The 16,132-nt window shown below is 72.8% G+C and carries 16 protein-coding genes; 10 read left to right on the forward strand and 6 right to left on the reverse strand.

The window, feature by feature from the left end; translation table 11 throughout:
* Positions 1-65: 65 nt before the first annotated feature.
* Complete coding sequence (locus IIE03_RS11885; protein ID WP_192862979.1) at positions 66-920, reverse strand: glutamate ABC transporter substrate-binding protein; 855 nt, start codon at positions 918-920, stop codon at positions 66-68.
* Between the two features lie 77 nt (positions 921-997).
* Complete coding sequence (locus IIE03_RS11890; protein ID WP_192862980.1) at positions 998-1,783, reverse strand: amino acid ABC transporter ATP-binding protein; 786 nt, start codon at positions 1,781-1,783, stop codon at positions 998-1,000.
* Between the two features lie 150 nt (positions 1,784-1,933).
* On the opposite strand from IIE03_RS11890, the gene miaB reads away from it, so the two are divergent.
* Positions 1,934-3,649, forward strand: a complete 1,716-nt coding sequence (gene miaB, locus IIE03_RS11895) for a tRNA (N6-isopentenyl adenosine(37)-C2)-methylthiotransferase MiaB (protein WP_192862981.1) — start codon at positions 1,934-1,936, stop codon at positions 3,647-3,649.
* A gap of 95 nt (positions 3,650-3,744) precedes the next feature.
* Here miaB and IIE03_RS11900 read toward each other — a convergent pair whose 3' ends face one another.
* On the reverse strand, positions 3,745-4,308 hold the full coding sequence (locus IIE03_RS11900; RefSeq protein WP_192862982.1) for a type III secretion system chaperone family protein: 564 nt from the start codon (positions 4,306-4,308) through the stop codon (positions 3,745-3,747).
* Positions 4,305-4,904: a type III secretion system chaperone family protein gene (locus IIE03_RS11905; RefSeq protein WP_318842946.1), complete on the reverse strand. Its 600-nt coding sequence runs from the start codon at positions 4,902-4,904 to the stop codon at positions 4,305-4,307. Before IIE03_RS11905 ends, IIE03_RS11900 begins: the two co-directional genes overlap by 4 nt.
* A gap of 98 nt (positions 4,905-5,002) precedes the next feature.
* On the opposite strand from IIE03_RS11905, the gene IIE03_RS11910 reads away from it, so the two are divergent.
* Genes IIE03_RS11910 through dapF form a run of 3 tightly spaced genes read left to right on the forward strand, consistent with a single transcriptional unit; the run spans position 5,003 to position 7,655 of the window.
* Positions 5,003-5,701 (forward strand): hypothetical protein, encoded by a 699-nt coding sequence (locus IIE03_RS11910; protein WP_192862983.1) that lies wholly within the window; start codon positions 5,003-5,005, stop codon positions 5,699-5,701.
* On the forward strand, positions 5,698-6,717 hold the full coding sequence (miaA, locus tag IIE03_RS11915; protein WP_192862984.1) for a tRNA (adenosine(37)-N6)-dimethylallyltransferase MiaA: 1,020 nt from the start codon (positions 5,698-5,700) through the stop codon (positions 6,715-6,717). Before IIE03_RS11910 ends, miaA begins: the two co-directional genes overlap by 4 nt.
* Positions 6,714-7,655: a diaminopimelate epimerase gene (dapF, locus tag IIE03_RS11920; RefSeq protein ID WP_192862985.1), complete on the forward strand. Its 942-nt coding sequence runs from the start codon at positions 6,714-6,716 to the stop codon at positions 7,653-7,655. The genes miaA and dapF overlap by 4 nt, the downstream gene beginning before the upstream one ends.
* A gap of 23 nt (positions 7,656-7,678) precedes the next feature.
* On the opposite strand, the gene IIE03_RS11925 is transcribed toward dapF, so the two are convergent.
* Entirely contained in the window at positions 7,679-8,296 is a 618-nt protein-coding gene (locus tag IIE03_RS11925) for a class I SAM-dependent methyltransferase (RefSeq protein WP_192862986.1), read from the reverse strand.
* Between the two features lie 125 nt (positions 8,297-8,421).
* On the opposite strand from IIE03_RS11925, the gene hflX reads away from it, so the two are divergent.
* The 3 genes from hflX (at position 8,422) to IIE03_RS11940 (ending at position 13,305) form a co-directional block, all read left to right on the forward strand.
* Positions 8,422-9,954: a GTPase HflX gene (hflX, locus tag IIE03_RS11930; protein WP_192862987.1), complete on the forward strand. Its 1,533-nt coding sequence runs from the start codon at positions 8,422-8,424 to the stop codon at positions 9,952-9,954.
* Between the two features lie 144 nt (positions 9,955-10,098).
* The gene (locus IIE03_RS11935; RefSeq protein WP_192862988.1) at positions 10,099-12,249 is read left to right on the forward strand and encodes an ATP-dependent DNA helicase; all 2,151 of its coding nucleotides are present in this window, start codon (positions 10,099-10,101) and stop codon (positions 12,247-12,249) included.
* A gap of 69 nt (positions 12,250-12,318) precedes the next feature.
* Positions 12,319-13,305 (forward strand): L-lactate dehydrogenase, encoded by a 987-nt coding sequence (locus tag IIE03_RS11940; RefSeq protein ID WP_192862989.1) that lies wholly within the window; start codon positions 12,319-12,321, stop codon positions 13,303-13,305.
* A 45-nt stretch (positions 13,306-13,350) separates the two neighbouring features.
* On the opposite strand, the gene lexA is transcribed toward IIE03_RS11940, so the two are convergent.
* Positions 13,351-14,115, reverse strand: a complete 765-nt coding sequence (gene lexA, locus IIE03_RS11945) for a transcriptional repressor LexA (RefSeq protein ID WP_225997654.1) — start codon at positions 14,113-14,115, stop codon at positions 13,351-13,353.
* A gap of 178 nt (positions 14,116-14,293) precedes the next feature.
* On the opposite strand from lexA, the gene IIE03_RS11950 reads away from it, so the two are divergent.
* The 3 genes from IIE03_RS11950 to IIE03_RS11960 all read left to right on the forward strand — a co-directional run bounded on the left by IIE03_RS11950 (position 14,294) and on the right by IIE03_RS11960 (position 15,986).
* Positions 14,294-14,887, forward strand: a complete 594-nt coding sequence (locus IIE03_RS11950; protein ID WP_192862990.1) for a LysM peptidoglycan-binding domain-containing protein — start codon at positions 14,294-14,296, stop codon at positions 14,885-14,887.
* 133 nt (positions 14,888-15,020) lie between these two features.
* Positions 15,021-15,533 (forward strand): transcriptional regulator NrdR, encoded by a 513-nt coding sequence (gene nrdR, locus IIE03_RS11955; protein WP_192863080.1) that lies wholly within the window; start codon positions 15,021-15,023, stop codon positions 15,531-15,533.
* Positions 15,534-15,797: 264 nt separating this feature from the next.
* On the forward strand, positions 15,798-15,986 hold the full coding sequence (locus tag IIE03_RS11960; protein WP_192862991.1) for a DUF5302 domain-containing protein: 189 nt from the start codon (positions 15,798-15,800) through the stop codon (positions 15,984-15,986).
* The last annotated feature ends 146 nt before the right edge of the window (positions 15,987-16,132 follow it).

Genomic DNA, 16,132 nt, shown 5'->3' on the forward strand with positions numbered 1-16,132 from the left:
CCGTCCGACGAACCGAGAACTACAGATGGATCGGAGCCGATCTCAGCCGATCGGAGCCGACCGGATCAGGCGCAGGCGTCCGGCTCCGGCGGGTTCAGCTCCTCGTTCGCCACGTACCCGGTGCCGTCCGTGTGCGTGGCGACGAGCTCCTCCCAGGTGCCGTCCTCGATCATCTCGGTGATCGCGGTGTTGATCTCCTCGCACAGGTCCGTGCTGCCCTGGGGCAGGCCCACGCCGTAGTTCTCCTCGGAGAACGGGTTGCCGACCACCTTGAAGGTGGTCGGGTCCTCCTGCGCGGCGGCGAGGCCCGCGAGGATGATGTCGTCCGTGGTGACGGCGTCGACGGCGCCGGAGGCCAGGGCGGAGACGCACTCGGAGTACCCGGGCCGCTCCACCAGCTCGACGCCCTCGGCGTACTCTTCCTTGATCCGCTCGGCCGAGGTCGACCCCGTGACCGAGCAGAGGTTCTTGCCCTCGAGGTCCTCCGGCCCGGTGATCGAGTCGTCGTTGGCGGCCACGAGCAGGTCCTGGCCCGCCACGAAGTACGGTCCCGCGAACTCGACGACCTCCTTGCGGTCGTCCGTGATCGAGTACGTCGCGAAGATCATGTCCACGTCGCCGTTCTGGAGCATGGTCTCGCGGTTCGCGGAGACGGCCTCCACGAACTCGAGCTGGTCCTCGCCGTAGCCGAGCTTGTCGGCGACATACCTGGCGACGTCGACGTCGAACCCGACGTAGTCGGCGCCCTTCTGGAGGCCGAGACCCGGCTGGTCGTACTTGATGCCGATGGTGAGCGTCTCACCGCCACCATCGCCACCATCGCCGCCGTCACCGGTGTCGCCGGGCTCGGCACTGCCGCAGGCGGCAAGGACGAGGGCGGTGGCGGCGGTCAGAGCCGCCGCGGTCATGTGCTTGCGCATGGGTTCCCTTTCGATGATGCGGACTGTCAACTGTGTCGGGAGCTGTGAGGTACTGGCTGCGGCCGGCGGAGGACCGGTCAGTGCGTGAGGATCTTCGAGAGGAAGTCCCGCGCCCGCTCGGTCCGCGCGTTCGTGAAGAACTCGTCCGGCTCGGCCTCCTCCACGATCTGGCCGTCCGCCATGAAGACCACGCGGTCGGCCGCCTTGCGGGCGAAGCCCATCTCGTGGGTCACGACGATCATCGTCATGCCCTCGCGGGCGAGGGCGACCATGACGTCGAGCACCTCGTTGACCATCTCGGGGTCGAGGGCCGACGTCGGCTCGTCGAACAGCATGACCTTCGGCCGCATGGCGAGCGCGCGGGCGATCGCCACGCGTTGTTGCTGGCCGCCGGACAGCTGCGCCGGCATCTTGTGCGCCTGCGAGTCCACACCGACCCGCTCCAGCAGCGCCATCGCCTCGGACTCGGCCTGTGCCTTCGGCGTCCCGCGGACCTTGCGCGGCCCGAGAGTGACGTTGTCGAGCACGGACTTGTGCGCGAAGAGGTTGAAGGACTGGAACACCATGCCGACGTCGGCCCGCAGGTGCGCCAGGGCCTTGCCCTCCTCGGGGAGGGGCGTGCCGTCGACGGTGATCTCGCCGTTGTCGATGGTCTCCAGCCGGTTGATCGCACGGCACAGCGTCGACTTGCCCGAGCCGGACGGCCCGATGACGACGACGACCTCACCATGGTGGACGGTGAGCTCGATGTTCTGCAGCACGTGCAGCGCGCCGAAATGCTTGTTCACGGCTCTGAGGACGACGAGGGGCTCGCCGGGCTCGCGGCGCGACGTGGGCGCGTCGTCGGTGGTCGCGGTGTCCATCCCATGAACCTAATCGATCGCGTGTTTCGCTGTCGGGACGTCGGAGTCACGGAGAGACAACAGTTCGGTAACAGATGTCCGATTATGGGCCTCTGGGCAGGGAGGTCGTGGGTCCAGGGACCCGGCGCCGTCGGCCGTAGAATTGGCGCGATGTCCACGCCCACGCTTCCCACCACGTCCGACGCCGCGGCCACCGACCCGTCCGACGCCACCACCACCGGCGCCGGATCCCGGCCGCGTACCTATCTCGTCCGCACCCTCGGCTGCCAGATGAACGTGCACGACTCCGAGCACATGGCCGGCATGCTCGAGCAGGCCGGCTACACGCGCGCGTCGAGCGAGGACGAGGCGAACAACCAGGCCGACGTCGTCGTGATCAACACGTGCGCGGTCCGGGAGAACGCCGCGACGCGCCTGTACGGGAACCTCGGCCAGCTGGCGGGCATCAAGTCGAGCCGCCCGGGCATGCAGATCGCCGTGGGCGGATGCCTGGCGCAGAAGGACCGCGGCGTGATCGTGGAGAAGGCGCCGTGGGTCGACGTCGTCTTCGGCACCCACAACCTCGACGCCCTGCCCGTGCTCCTGGAGCGCGCCCGGCACAACGAGAAGGCCGAGGTGGAGATCGCGGAGTCGCTGCAGGTCTTCCCCTCGACGCTGCCGACCCGCCGCGAGTCCGTCTACGCCGGCTGGGTGTCGATCTCGGTGGGCTGCAACAACACCTGCACGTTCTGCATCGTGCCGCACCTGCGCGGCAAGGAACGCGACCGTCGTCCGGGCGAGATCCTCGCGGAGGTCGAGGCGCTCGTCGCCGCGGGAGCGGTCGAGGTGACGCTGCTCGGGCAGAACGTGAACTCCTACGGCGTCGAGTTCGGCGACCGCGGCGCGTTCGCGAAGCTGCTGCGCGCCTGCGGCCGGATCGAGGGACTGGAGCGGGTGCGGTTCACGTCCCCGCACCCGGCGGCATTCACGGACGACGTCATCGAGGCCATGGCCGAGACCCCGAACGTCATGCCCCAGCTGCACATGCCGCTGCAGTCGGGCTCGGACCGGATCCTGCGGGCGATGCGGCGTTCCTACCGGTCCTCGAAGTTCCTCGGGATCCTGGACCGCGTGCGCGCGGCCATGCCGGACGCCGCGATCACCACCGACATCATCGTCGGTTTCCCGGGCGAGACCGAGGAGGACTTCGCCGAGACCCTGCGCGTCGTCGAGGAGTCGCGCTTCAGCTCGGCCTTCATGTTCCAGTACTCGCAGCGCCCGGGGACCCCCGCCGCCACGATGGAGGGGCAGCTGCCCAAGGAGATCGTGCAGGAGCGGTTCGAGCGGCTGCTCGCGCTGCAGGAGCGGATCTCGGCCGAGGAGTCCCGGGCCCAGGTCGGACGGACGCTCGAGGTGCTGGTCGCGGAAGGCGCGGGCAAGAAGGACGGCGCGACGCACCGCCTCAGCGGCCGCGCGCCGGACAACCGGCTCGTGCACTTCGCCGTCCCCGGCCTCACGGTGTCCGACGACGGCGCGGGCGGCCCGGGCACTCCGGCGAGCCTCCCTCCGGAGCCGGCGGGGCTGGACGACCCCCGACTCGCCGATGTGGCGGACCTCGACCCGAACCTGCCCCGGCCCGGCGACATGGTGACGGTCACCGTGACGCACGCGGCGCCGCACCATCTCATCGCTGACTCCGCGGTCGTCGAGGATGTGGCCGCGGACGGCCCGGCGTCGGGCTTCTCCGTGCGGCGTACCCGCTCTGGCGACGCCTGGGCCGCACGGGAGCGGGCGCGCCTCGGCGGCGGGGACGACCATCACGGTCACGGCGTGCCCGCACCGGACGGCCCGGTCACGCTGGGCATGCCGACGATCGGCCCGCGCTGACGCACAGGACGGGGCTACGCCGACGCGAAGCGGATCGCTCGGGTGGCCGCGGGCGGGCCGCACCGGCGCCCCACCGTGTCTCGGCGTGCGTCGCCTCAGCGTGCGTCGTCGCTGATCTCCGGCGGGGTCAGCGCGGCGACGGAGGCGAAGAACTGGGCGGCCGTCACCAGCCCGCACGACACGGTCTGCGCCAGCTGATCGTCCGTGGCGCCGTGCTCGAAGTCCACGGACACCTCGGAGTACAGGGTCAGCCCGTACGCCTCGGACCGGGCGTACACCTTGGGCCAGATCCGTTCGCGGTTCCAGTCGTTCGTGGCCTGGAGCACGCCGAGCCGTGAGGACGCCGAGAGGTTCCCGGCCCACCGGCCGCGGATCTGCAGGATCTCGTCGTGCTCGCCCAGCAGCAGGAACCAGAACCGGTTGCCGTCCCACGTGCCGGTGACGTCGCCGTCGTGATCGATGCGGAACTTGTAGCCGCGGCGGCTCAGGTCGTCGGCGATCCGCTGGGTGGTCAGCGGGCGCGGCAGTTCGACGTCGACGTTGGCGTCGGAGTCGTCGAGCGGGTCGGCCCGCTCGTCACCCGTGCGCGGGTTGAACAGCCGCGCGAACCAGCCCGGCGCGGCCCGCCGGGAGCTCAGACGATCGTTGCCCGGCCTCATGGTGCCGACCTCAGCGGGTCCGGGTACACCTCGTCGAGATGCTCGAAGAACATGGAACCCGTCGTGAGCCCGCACTGCAGGAGCTGGTCGAGCTGCTCGTCGGACACACCGTGCTCCAGGTCGACGGTGACCTCGGCGTAGACCAGGACGGCCCCGTTGTCGCGCACGCACACGTACGCCTTGGGCCAGATCCACTCGGCGTTCCAGTCGTTGCAGACCTCGAGGATCTCCTCGAGGCGTTCGATGCTCAGGTCGCGGTGCCACTGCCCCCGCACCTGGAGCACCTCGGATCCTTCGCCGACGACGAGGAAGTGGAACAGCCAGCCGTGCCACATCCCGCCGATGTCGCCCTCGGAGTCGACGAAGTAGCTGAAGTCGCTCTCGGCCAGCCAGTTCGTGACCCGCTCCCGGCTGAGCGGGGCGGGGACACGTGCCGGATCGTCGAGAGCGTCGATCAGCTCACGCAGTAGAACGCCTTCCACCCGGGACCGCAGCTCGTCGTCGGAGAGCTCCGGAGACCCGGTGCGGGGCGCTCGGCGACCGGTCGGGTCACCTTCTTCCGCCGCCTCGCGGCGGCGTGGTCCGAAGAACCTCACCGAACCACAGTACCCGCGACGGCCGGGCAACACCCATGGAATCGAGAAAGTCTTCTCATGGAATCGTCTCGACCACTCGTTCGACTACCGTGAACCAGGTGTTCACCCGAGCCGTGATCCTGCCCGCGACGGCCCTGCTCGTCCCCGGCGCCGCCGGCGTCGCCGACCCGCTCGCCGCGGTGCGGCTCGCCGCCTGCGCGGCGCTCGCGAGCCTGGCCGAGAACGGACGCCCCATGGTCCTCGCGCACGGTCCGGACGACGTCCGGGGGCCGCGACTCCTGAAGCCCTCGCTCGCCGCCGCCGGGATCGCGGACCGTACGCTGCCCGACGACGCGACCGCACCCTGGGCGGGACACGACTCCCGGCCACGGGCCGGGACGGCGGCGTCGGTGGCCCTGCTCTGCCTGAGCATGGCGCTGGGGGACCGGGCGGCCGACGTCCTCGTCCTGGAGGTGCCCGCCGAGCCGCGATCGGACGGCACCGGTGTGTCCGGCGCCGCCGCGACCGGCCCGGCGCCCGACCCGGAGCGCGATCCCGCGGACGCGGTGGCCGCGCATCTCGCGTCCGGCGGGACCCTCGTCGTCGCCTCGGGCGGACCACCCGGCCCCGCGACGGCGGCGCCCGGGGCCGCGGACGAGCCGGCCCCGGGAGTCGCGGCCGTGCTCACCGCCGCGGGAGCCGACTCGTGGACCCGCGACACCCGGACCTTCCCACAGGATCACGAGCACCTTCCGCCGGAGTACTGGCTGACCGTCTGCGCCACCGGCACCGCGGCCCGGTTAGAGTCGCAGGCGTGATCGTCGTCGCCGTCGTGGGGCCCACCGCCACCGGGAAGTCGGACCTGGCGCTGGACCTCGCCGAGGCCCTCGGGCCCGGCGCCGCGCCGGCCACCGCAGGGCTCGTCCCGGGCGACGCACCCGCCGAGATCGTCAACGCCGACGCCTACCAGCTCTATCGCGGCATGGACATCGGGACCGCGAAGGTTCCTCCGGGCGAACGCCGCGGGATCGCGCACCACCAGCTCGACGTGCTCGACCCGCACGAGGACTCGTCGGTGGCGCGCTACCAGGCCGCCGCCCGTGCCGATCTCGACGCGATCGCCGCGCGCCGCGCCCGGGCCGTCGTCGTCGGCGGGAGCGGCCTGTACGTGCGGGCCCTGCTCGACGAGATGAACTTCCCCGGCACCGACCCCGAGATCCGCACCCGGCTCGAGGAGCGCGCCGACCGCGAGGGCCGCCGCGCCCTGCACGCGGAGCTCGCCCGGCGGGATCCCGCCGCGGCCGAGTCGATCGGGCCCGCGAACACCCGCCGGATCGTGCGCGCCCTCGAGGTCATCGAGATCACCGGGGCGCCCTACACGGCCAACCTGCCACGTCAGGAGTACGTCCGGCCCGCGGTCCAGATCGGCCTCGACTGCGACCGCGCGACCCTGGACGCCCGCGTCGAGGCGCGCGTGGCGCGCATGTGGGAGTCCGGCCTGGTCGACGAGGTCCGGCGCCTCGCCTCGGCCGAACAGGGCGGCACGGGACCCGGACTCGGTACGACGGCGGCGCGCGCCGTCGGCTACGCCGAGATCCTGGCGTGGTTCCGCGACGAGACCGGCGAGGACGAGGCACGCGCCGCCGTCGCGGCGAACACGCGCCGGCTCGCCCGCAAGCAGATGGGCTGGTTCGGCCGGGACCCGCGCGTGCGGTGGCTCGACGCCGGATCGCCCTCCCTGCTCGACGACGCGCTCGCCGTCGTGGCCGCCGCCGACACCGGAGCCCTGCCTCGTCCCGAGGAGGGCCCGGTTCGCCGTAGTCTTGGCGCATGAGGATCGAGTTCACCAAGGGACACGGCACGCACAACGACTTCGTCCTCGTGGCCGACCCGAAGGACGAGCTCGATCTGGACGGCGACGCCGTGCGGCGCCTCACGGACCGGCGCGGCGGGATCGGGGCCGACGGCGTCATCCGGCTCACGTCCACCGCCTCGATCGCCGGCGCCGGCGAGGCGATCGGGGACGAGATCCTCGCCGAGGACCCGTCCGCCATCTGGTTCATGGACTACCGCAACGCCGACGGCTCCGTCGCCGAGATGTGCGGCAACGGCGTGCGCGTCTTCGCCGCCTTTGCCGAGCGGCTCGGCTACGTCTCGTTCGGGCCCGACGGCGGTCGCGGCCCTCACGCGTCCGACGGCGGCTTCGCGCTGGGCACCCGCGCCGGGGTGAAGCGGGTGCGCAAGGAACCGAACGGCTGGTACGCCGTCGACATGGGCCCCTGGTTCCTCCCGGGCGGCGACGACGCCCGCGACGCGGGCTACGACGCCGGGGTCCTGGTGCGCGGCTGGACCACGCCCCGGCCCGGACTGTCCGTGGACCTCGGCAACCCGCACACCGTCGTCGCCCTGCCCAGCCTCGACGAACTCGAGCACCTCGACCTGACCGCCGCACCCGAGGTGGCTCCCGCGCCGCCGCACGGGACCAACGTCGAGCTGGTCGTCCCGCTCGGCGACGAACGCGCGCCGTCCGGCGAGCCCGCCGGACGCGTCCGCATGCGCGTGCACGAGCGCGGCGTGGGGGAGACGCAGTCGTGCGGCACCGGCGCGTGCGCGGCGGCGCTCGCGGTGCGCACCTGGCAGGGGACCTCGGCGCCCGACACCTGGTTCGTCGAGATCCCCGGTGGCGAGGTGCGCGTGCGCGCGCTGCGTGACGGCCACGTCGAGCTGGCGGGGCCCGCGGAACTCGTGTTCACGGGGGCCCTGGACGTCTGAGCCGCGGCACGGCGCCGGCGGCGTCAGGCCGCCGACACGCGCAGGACCCGAAACCCCTTCGACGACGTCTCCCGGCTGACGGGCAGCCCCAGCTCGTCCGCGATCCAGCGGGCGAGCGAGTCCGCCCCGAGGTTCTTCTGCACCACGAGCCACGCGTCCCCGCCCGGTGCGAGCCGAGGCAGCCACCGGCCCATCAGCTCGTGCAGCACCGCTTTGCCCACCCGGATCGGCGGGTTGGACCACACGGCGGCGAACCGGACGTCGTCGGGCACCTCGTCGGGCGTGACCGCACGGACGTTGCCCAGGCCGAGGCGCTCGGCGTTGCGGCGCACCAGATCGAGCGCCCGCTCGTTCACGTCCACCGCCCACACCCGCGCGTCCGGGCGCTCCGCCGCCATCGTCAGGCCCAGCGGTCCCCAGCCGCAGCCGAGATCGAGCAGGTCCCCGCCCGGCGGCGCCGGCACCTCCTCCAGCAGGACGCAGGTCCCCTTGTCGATCCCGCCCGGCGAGAACACGCCGGCCGCCACGTCGACCTCGGCCTCCCGCCCGGCGATCCGGACGGTGATGGTGCGCAGGTCCGTGGCCGAGGCGGGCCGCTCGCTGAAGTAGTGGTCGTGGTGTCCGACGTCGTCCTGGGGCACGGCACGATCCTAGGAGACCCGGTGGCGGGCGGGTGAGCCGGAACCCGGCGGGAATTCCTCTGGAACCGGGATGGGAACACGTGGGATCCTTGTTCTAGAAGACGTCACCCCGAGAAAGGCAGTACATGACCCACGTCCCGACCGAACCCGACGCCCCGGCCACCTGGCCGGACGACCCGCGAGGCGCTCAGGCGATCGCGAACGACGTCGTCGCGCGGGTACTCGCTCGGGCGGGGACCGCGCGCTCCGAGGGTGAGACCGTCCACGCCGAGCACGACGGCGACCAGCTCGACCTGGAGGAGCGCAGCGCGCTGCGCCGCGTCGCCGGGCTGTCCACCGAGCTCGAGGACGTCACCGAGGTCGAGTACCGGCAGCTGCGGCTCGAGAAGGTGGTCCTCGTCGGTCTCTACGCCGGCGGCGAGGCCGCCTCCCGCGAGGCAGAGGTGTCCCTGCGCGAACTCGCCGCGCTCGCCGAGACCGCGGGCTCCGAGGTCCTCGACGGCCTGCTCCAGCGCCGCCAGAAGCCCGACCCCGGCACCTACCTCGGCTCCGGCAAGGCGGCCGAGCTGGCCGGCATCGTCCGCGACGCCGGCGCCGACACCGTCGTCGTCGACGGTGAGCTCGCGCCCTCCCAGCGCCGCGCGCTGGAGGACGTGATCAAGGTCAAGGTCGTCGACCGCACCGCGCTCATCCTCGACATCTTCGCCCAGCACGCCAAGTCCAAGGAGGGCAAGGCGCAGGTCGAGCTCGCGCAGCTCGAGTACCTCCTGCCGCGCCTGCGCGGCTGGGGCGAGTCGATGTCCCGGCAGGCCGGTGGCCAGGTGGGCGGCGCGGGCGCCGGCATGGGCTCCCGTGGCCCCGGTGAGACCAAGATCGAGCTCGACCGACGCCGCATCCGCAACCGGATGGCCAAGCTGCGGCGCGAGATCGCCGCGATGAAGCCCGCCCGCGAGACCAAGCGGCTCAGCCGTAAGCGCAACGCCATTCCCGCGGTCACCATCGCCGGATACACCAACGCCGGCAAGTCGTCCCTCCTCAACGCCCTGACGGGCACCGGCGTCCTGGTGGAGAACGCGCTGTTCGCCACCCTCGACCCGACGGTGCGGCGCTCACGCACCGAGGACGGCCGGGTGTACACGCTGGCCGACACCGTCGGCTTCGTGCGACACCTGCCGCACCAGCTCGTCGAGGCGTTCCGCTCCACCCTGGAGGAGGTGGGCGACGCCGATCTGCTGCTGCACGTCGTGGACGCCTCCCACCCCGACCCGGAGGGGCAGATCGCCGCCGTCCGCGAGGTGCTCGGCGAGATCCCCGGCATCGGCGACGTGCGCGAGATCGTCGTGCTGAACAAGGCCGACGTCGCCGACCCCAAGGTCGTGGGGCGCATCCAGCGGCGCGAGCGGAACACCGCCGTGGTCAGCGCCCACTCCGGCGAGGGCATCGCCGAGCTCCGGGCCCGCATCGCCGCCGACCTGCCTCGTCCCGGCGTGCAGGTCGACGTCGTGGTGCCGTACTCGCGCGGGGACCTCGTGCACCGCGTGCACCAGCACGGCGACATCGACCACACCGAGCACGTCGCCACCGGCACGCTGGTGCGCGGACGCGTCGACGAGCAGCTGGCCGCCGAGCTGAACCGGGCGGCACTCCCGGCATCCTGACGTCTCGGAGCGGTCCCGAGGCGCGGAACCGGCCGCCGGACGCGAGGCGTCGCGACGTCGCGCGCCGGCGACGCAGCAGCCGAGCACGGCGGAGTCCGGTGGCTCGGGAGACCACTGTCAGTGGTGGGCCGTACGATCGATGCCGTGACCACCCCCACTGACACGCCCGCCACCAGTACCGACGCACCCGAGGTCGACGACCTGCTCGACCTTGCCGTCGGTGCCCTCGGCGGCGGGCGGCGCGAGGGGCAGCACCGCATGGCGCGGGCCGTGACGGAGGCGATCGAGTCCGGTGAGCACCTGCTCGTGCAGGCCGGGACGGGCACGGGGAAGTCGCTCGGCTACTTGGTGCCCGCGGTGCGCCACGCGGTGTCCGCGGGGGACCGCGTCGTCGTCTCGACGGCCACCCTTGCCCTGCAGCGGCAGGTGATCACGCGCGACCTGCCGCTCGTCGCCGAGGCCGTGGCGCCGAGGCTGGCGCGCGCGCCGCGGATCGCGCTGCTCAAGGGCTGGCACAACTACCTGTGCAAGCACAAGGTCGGCGGCGGCTATCCCGGTGACGACGCCACACTGTTCGACCTGCCGGGCGCGGAGGACCACGCGGCTCCCGAGCCGCCGGGCGCGCGCACCGGCAGCGGCGGCGGCGCGGCCGGCGGACGCCGGGGCCGCGACGACGCCGCCTCGCTGGCCGATCACGTCCGCCGTCTGCACGCCTGGGCCGCGGAGACGAACAGCGGCGACCGGGACGACCTGGTGCCGGGAGTCCCGGACAAGGCGTGGCGGCAGGTCTCCGTGACCGCCCTGGAGTGTCTCGGCAGCAAGTGCCCGATGCTCGCGGAGTGCTTCCCCGACCAGGCCCGTGCGGCGGCGCGCGAGGCCGACGTCGTGGTGACCAACCACGCCATGCTCGGCATCGCGGCCTCCGGGAACCCGAACGTGCTCCCGGAGCACGACGTCGTCGTGGTGGACGAGGCTCACGAGCTGGTCGACCGGGTCACGGCGTCGGCCACCGTGGAACTCTCGGCGGCGTCGGTGGAGCACGCCGCCCGCCTGGCGCGGCGCCACGGCGGCGCGGACACCACGGCGCTCGAGGACGCGGGCACCCGGCTGGGAACCCTCCTGGTCACCGCGCCGGGCGACCGCTTCCCGCGCGGCTTGGAGGGGGAACTGCGCGACGCCGTCGCCGCGGTGCGTGACGCGGCCCGCGCGGTGCTCAGCGAGCTCAAGCCGGAGAAGCAGGAGAGGGGTCCGGGCGCGGCGTCGGGCAGCGACGCCGATCCGGGGCTGAAGCTGGCCCAGGGGGCGGTGCTGCAGCTCTTCGAGGTGGCCGAGAGGATGGCGGCGGAGGACACGACCGCGGACGTGCTGTGGCTGACCCGGCCGGACTCCGCCTGGGGCGGGTTCGGGGAGTCGGTGTCCCGGCTGCATGCCGCGCCGCTGCACGTCGCGGGCTTGATCCGGACCAACCTGCTGGGCGCGGCCACCGGGGTGCTCACCTCCGCGACCCTCGCCCTGGGCGGCACGTTCGAGCCGATCGCCGGCACGTTCGGGCTGGGGCGGCAGGGAGGCGGGGCGTCTGGCGACAGGGCGGGCGACACGGCGGGCGGTGATGGCGACGGCGACGACGAGGCCGCGTGGACGGGCATCGACGTCGGCAGCCCGTTCGACTACGGCAAGCAGGGCATCTGCTACATCGCCCGGCACCTGCCCGCGCCGGGCCGGGAGCCGACCACGGACGCGCAGCTCGACGAGATCGCCGAGCTCGTCACCGCCGCGGGGGGCCGCACGCTCGGGCTGTTCTCGTCCCGTCGGGCGGCGACGGCCGCGGCCGAGGCGATGCGGGAGCGACTCGACCTGCCGATCCTGGCGCAGGGCGACGACCAGCTCCCCACCCTGGTGCGGGAGTTCGCCGACGACCCGGCGACCTGCCTGTTCGGCACCCTGTCGCTGTGGCAGGGCGTGGATGTGCCCGGTCCGTCGTGCCAGCTCGTCCTCATCGACCGCATCCCGTTCCCCCGGCCGGACGATCCGGTGAAGGCGGCACGGGCCCGGGCGATCGAACAGGCCGGCGGGAACGGGTTCATGGCCGTGTCCGCGGCGCACGCCGCGCTGCTGCTGGCCCAGGGCGCCGGGCGCCTGATCCGGGGGACGGAGGACCGCGGCGTCGTCGCCGTCCTGGACCCGCGCCTGGCGACCGCCCGGTACGCGTCGTTCCTGGTGCGCTCGATGCCCGCCTTCTGGCCCACGACGGACCCGAAGCTCGTCCGCGCCGCGCTGGCCAGGCTCGACGCGTAGATCCGGGCGGTGGCGCCGTCCGGTGACGGGCCGGCGATCCGCCACCGCGACCTCACCCAGGAGGACACAGTGACCGCAGCCGACGACACCACAGCCCCGTACGACTCCGCCAGGACCACGAAGCTGGCAGTCGTCGGTGCCGGCGCGGTCGGGACGACCCTCGCCTACGCCGCGCTCGCCCGCGGCACCGCCCGCACTGTCGCGCTCATGGACGTGAACAGGGAGAAGGTCGACGCCGAGGTCCTCGACCTCCAGCACGGCCAGATGTTCGTGCCGCAGGCGGACATCATCGGATCCGACGACGTCGCGGTGTGCGAGGGAGCCGACGTCGTCGTCGTGACCGCGGGGGCGAAACAGCGGCCGGGCCAGTCCCGCCTCGACCTGGCGGAGTCGACGGTCGGCCTGACGAGGACGATCATGCCCGGTCTCGTCCGCGTCGCCCCCGATGCGATCTTCCTCATGGTGACCAACCCGGTGGACGTCGTCACGTACGCCGCGCAACGGTTCTCCGGGCTGCCGCGGGAGCGGGTGCTCGGGAGCGGGACGGTGCTCGACACCTCGCGGCTGCGCGAGGCGATCGCGCGGCACGCGGGCGTGGCGGTCGGCAACGTGCACGCCTACATCGCCGGCGAGCACGGCGACTCGGAGATCGCGCTGTGGAGCTCGGCGTCGATCGGTGGCGTGCCGTTGCGGGACTGGACCGGGCTGGCCGGGCGGCCCGCCCTGGGCGAGGAACTCCGCTCCCGGATCGCGGCCGACGTCGTGCAGTCGGCGTACCGGATCATCGAGGGCAAGGGCGCCACGAACTACGCGATCGGGCTGGCCGGGACGCGGATCATCGAGGCCGTCCTCAAGGACGAGCACCGGGTGCTGCCGGTTTCCTCGTATCTCGACGACTACTACGGGATCGCCGACGTGTGCCTGTCGGTGCCGACGCTCGTGGACCGGCACGGGGCGACCGAGGCGATCGAGGTGCCCCTGTCCGACGGCGAGCTGCGTGACCTGCGTGCCTCGGCAGAGCGCGTCCGGGCGATCCAGCGACGGTTCGGGCTGTGACGTGCCGCCGGGCCGGCATCGGCGTGCCGGCCCGGCGGCGGGAGGTCACAGGCTGCGCAGCACCGCGACGATCCGGCCGAGGATCTGTGCCTCGTCACCCGGGATGGGCTCGTAGGCCGCGTTCTGCGGGATGAGCCAGACGTGACCGTCGGTCTGCTTGAACGTCTTGACCGTGGCCTCGCCGTCGATCATCGCCGCCACGATCTCGCCCTGCTCGGCGACGTTCTGGCGGCGTACGACGACCCAGTCGCCGTCACAGATCGCGGCGTCGACCATCGAGTCGCCCGCGACCTTGAGCAGGAAGAGCTCGCCGTCGCCGACCACCTGGCGCGGGAGCGCGAAGATGTCCTCGACGGCCTGCTCCGCGAGGATCGGCCCGCCCGCGGCGATACGGCCGACCAGGGGGACGTACGACGCCTGCGGCGCGGACTCGGACTGTTCCGCGGCCGCGCCCCAGTGCACCTCGCCCGGCTGCGGCTGCTGGCGCGCACCCGACTCCGGGTCCACCAGTTCCATCGCGCGGGGGCGGTTGGGGTCCCGGCGCAGGAAGCCCTTCCGCTCGAGAACCTGGAGCTGGTGCTTCACGCTCGACGGGCTCGCGAGGCCGACGGCATCACCGATCTCCCGCATCGACGGCGGATAGCCGCGCGCCTCGAACGACTCGCGGATGCAGGCCAGTACCTTGCGCTGGCGGGGGGTCAGGCGGTCGGCGGCGTCGCCGAGATCGAGCGGTTCGTCGCGTCGTGCGATGGTGCCGACGCTGCCCAGGCTTCCCGGCATCATGCCCGGCGTCCTCTCACGTCCCGTCATGCTGTGGCCCTCCTCGTCGTTTGATGACGCCAACTCTAGATCGGATCCGAGCGAATCTCAAACGGATGTTCGAGCGTGTCTCGACACGAAGGGTGTTCCGTGCTACACAATGGTACGGGCGTTCGTCGTACGCTTGTGCGACGGACACGTGTTCGACAGGCTATCTCGGGAGGCGGTCATGAGCACCACGACCACGGTGGAGCTCCGCGGGCTCAGGAGGTCACGGGGCGCGCGTCCCCGGGCGGGCGAACGTCACCTGCGGGTGGTGCCCCCGCTCGACGAGACGGCTGTCGCGCGTGCGGTCGTACCTCGTCGTGGCGGGCCTGATGGCCGTGGCGGCCCCGGTGGCGAGCCCCGGGCCGACGTGCGCCCCGATGCTCCTCCTCGCGACCCGGCCGGCGTCGGCTCCCCTGTCCGTCCCGTGGCGGAGGGTGGTGCGGCTCGGCAGCACGGTGCTCGTACGCTCGCGGCCCGCCTCGACCTCGACGGGCTTCGGCTGACCGCGCGGGGCAGGTTCGCCGTCGCCGTGGTCGCGCTGGTCCTGGCGGCTCCGGTGGTGTGGGGCGCAACGGCGGTCGCGAGCTCGCCCGCGGAGCCCGTCGAGGTGCGGGCCCACGCCGTCGAACCGGGCGAGACACTCTGGGGGCTGGCCGCATCCGTCGCCGAGCCTGGGCAGGACGTGCGCGACGTCGTGCGGCAGTTGCAGGACCTGAACGACCTGACGAGCGGTGGTCTGACCGTGGGGCAGACGCTCTACGTGCCCGCCGGGTGACGCCCCGCGGGAGTGAAGTCGGCAACGTTCTCGACATATCGCTGCAGTCGTGTTGCATGGGTGCGGTTTGCCCGCATACGGTCAAGTCCCGGCCGGGAGGACCCGGTCGATGGCCGAGCCCGCAGGAGACCGCATGCACTGCCCGTTCTGTCGTCACGGTGACTCGCGCGTAGTGGACTCGCGGACGTCGGACGACGGTTCGTCGATCCGCCGTCGGCGGGAGTGCCCGGCGTGCCACAAGCGCTTCACCACCATCGAGACGGCGAGCCTGACGGTGGTCAAACGGTCCGGGGCGACGGAGCCGTTCGTGCGCGACAAGATCGCGGTCGGCGTGCGCAAGGCCTGCCAGCCGCGACCGGTCAGCGACGACGACCTGGCACTGCTCGCCCAGCGCGTCGAGGAGACGCTGCGCAGCACCGGCAGCGCGGAAATCGAGGCGAACGAGATCGGCAAGGCGATCCTGGGGCCGCTGCGGGAACTGGACGTGGTGGCCTACCTGCGCTTCGCCAGCGTCTACCAGGACTTCTCGTCGCTGGAGGACTTCGAGGCGGCGATCACGGACCTGCGCAAGGACGCCGAGGCGACCCCGGAGCCCGCGGACGGGCCCGACGAGCCGGCCGACGCGTCCCCGTCCGTGTCGTCCTGACCGGGGGAGAGCGCCACCGGGCCTGACGGGAGGTGCCGGCGAGCCCGAGGAAGGCGCAACGCGCGGGCGCGCCGGGTGGGCCTCACGCACCACGCGGTCCACGGCAAAGCGTCGTGCGGACGGGCCCGGAACGGGCCGATGGTGTGCGGCCTGCGACGGAATGGGGCGTAGGCGGGAAAAGGGCTGGCGCCCGGCGGCCGTCCGGGGGACGCTGGGCGGGACGGACCCGGCCAGGGATCCTGAGACGACGAGGAGGTGGTCGGTGTGACGTCCGAGAACAACGATCGCAGCACCGCGCCCAGCGAGGACGCCAAGGCGAAGTTCCGCGAGGCGCTGGAGCGCAAGAACAAGGCGAGCCACCGCACGGCCGAGTCGGAGCGGAACACCGGAGCGGTGCACGGCCCGGAGACGACGGGGCCCGTGCAGCGGATGTTCCGCCGCAAGAGCGGCTGAGGCGGGGGAGACCGAGGCCGCCGACCGGGTGTCAGACCTGGTCGGCGGCCTTCGGCGTGCCCCCGCCGTGCCGGCGGCCGTCGTGGACGTCGCTTGTGCACCGGATCCCGTTCTCGTAGGCTCCCGTCGAACCGGTTCGACAGTCG

Source organism: Myceligenerans pegani (genome assembly GCF_014892515.1).
GTDB lineage: Bacteria > Actinomycetota > Actinomycetes > Actinomycetales > Cellulomonadaceae > Myceligenerans > Myceligenerans pegani.

Excerpts from the sequence above, each read along its gene's own strand:
- IIE03_RS11885 (WP_192862979.1), bottom strand. The coding sequence starts at position 920 with ATGCGCAAGCACATGACCGCGGCGGCTCTGACCGCCGCCACCGCCCTC.
- IIE03_RS11890 (WP_192862980.1), bottom strand. The coding sequence starts at position 1,783 with ATGGACACCGCGACCACCGACGACGCGCCCACGTCGCGCCGCGAGCCC.
- miaB (WP_192862981.1), top strand. The coding sequence starts at position 1,934 with ATGTCCACGCCCACGCTTCCCACCACGTCCGACGCCGCGGCCACCGAC.
- IIE03_RS11900 (WP_192862982.1), bottom strand. The coding sequence starts at position 4,308 with ATGAGGCCGGGCAACGATCGTCTGAGCTCCCGGCGGGCCGCGCCGGGC.
- dapF (WP_192862985.1), top strand. The coding sequence starts at position 6,714 with ATGAGGATCGAGTTCACCAAGGGACACGGCACGCACAACGACTTCGTC.
- hflX (WP_192862987.1), top strand. The coding sequence starts at position 8,422 with ATGACCCACGTCCCGACCGAACCCGACGCCCCGGCCACCTGGCCGGAC.
- lexA (WP_225997654.1), bottom strand. The coding sequence starts at position 14,115 with ATGACGGGACGTGAGAGGACGCCGGGCATGATGCCGGGAAGCCTGGGC.
- IIE03_RS11950 (WP_192862990.1), top strand. The coding sequence starts at position 14,294 with ATGAGCACCACGACCACGGTGGAGCTCCGCGGGCTCAGGAGGTCACGG.
- nrdR (WP_192863080.1), top strand. The coding sequence starts at position 15,021 with ATGCACTGCCCGTTCTGTCGTCACGGTGACTCGCGCGTAGTGGACTCG.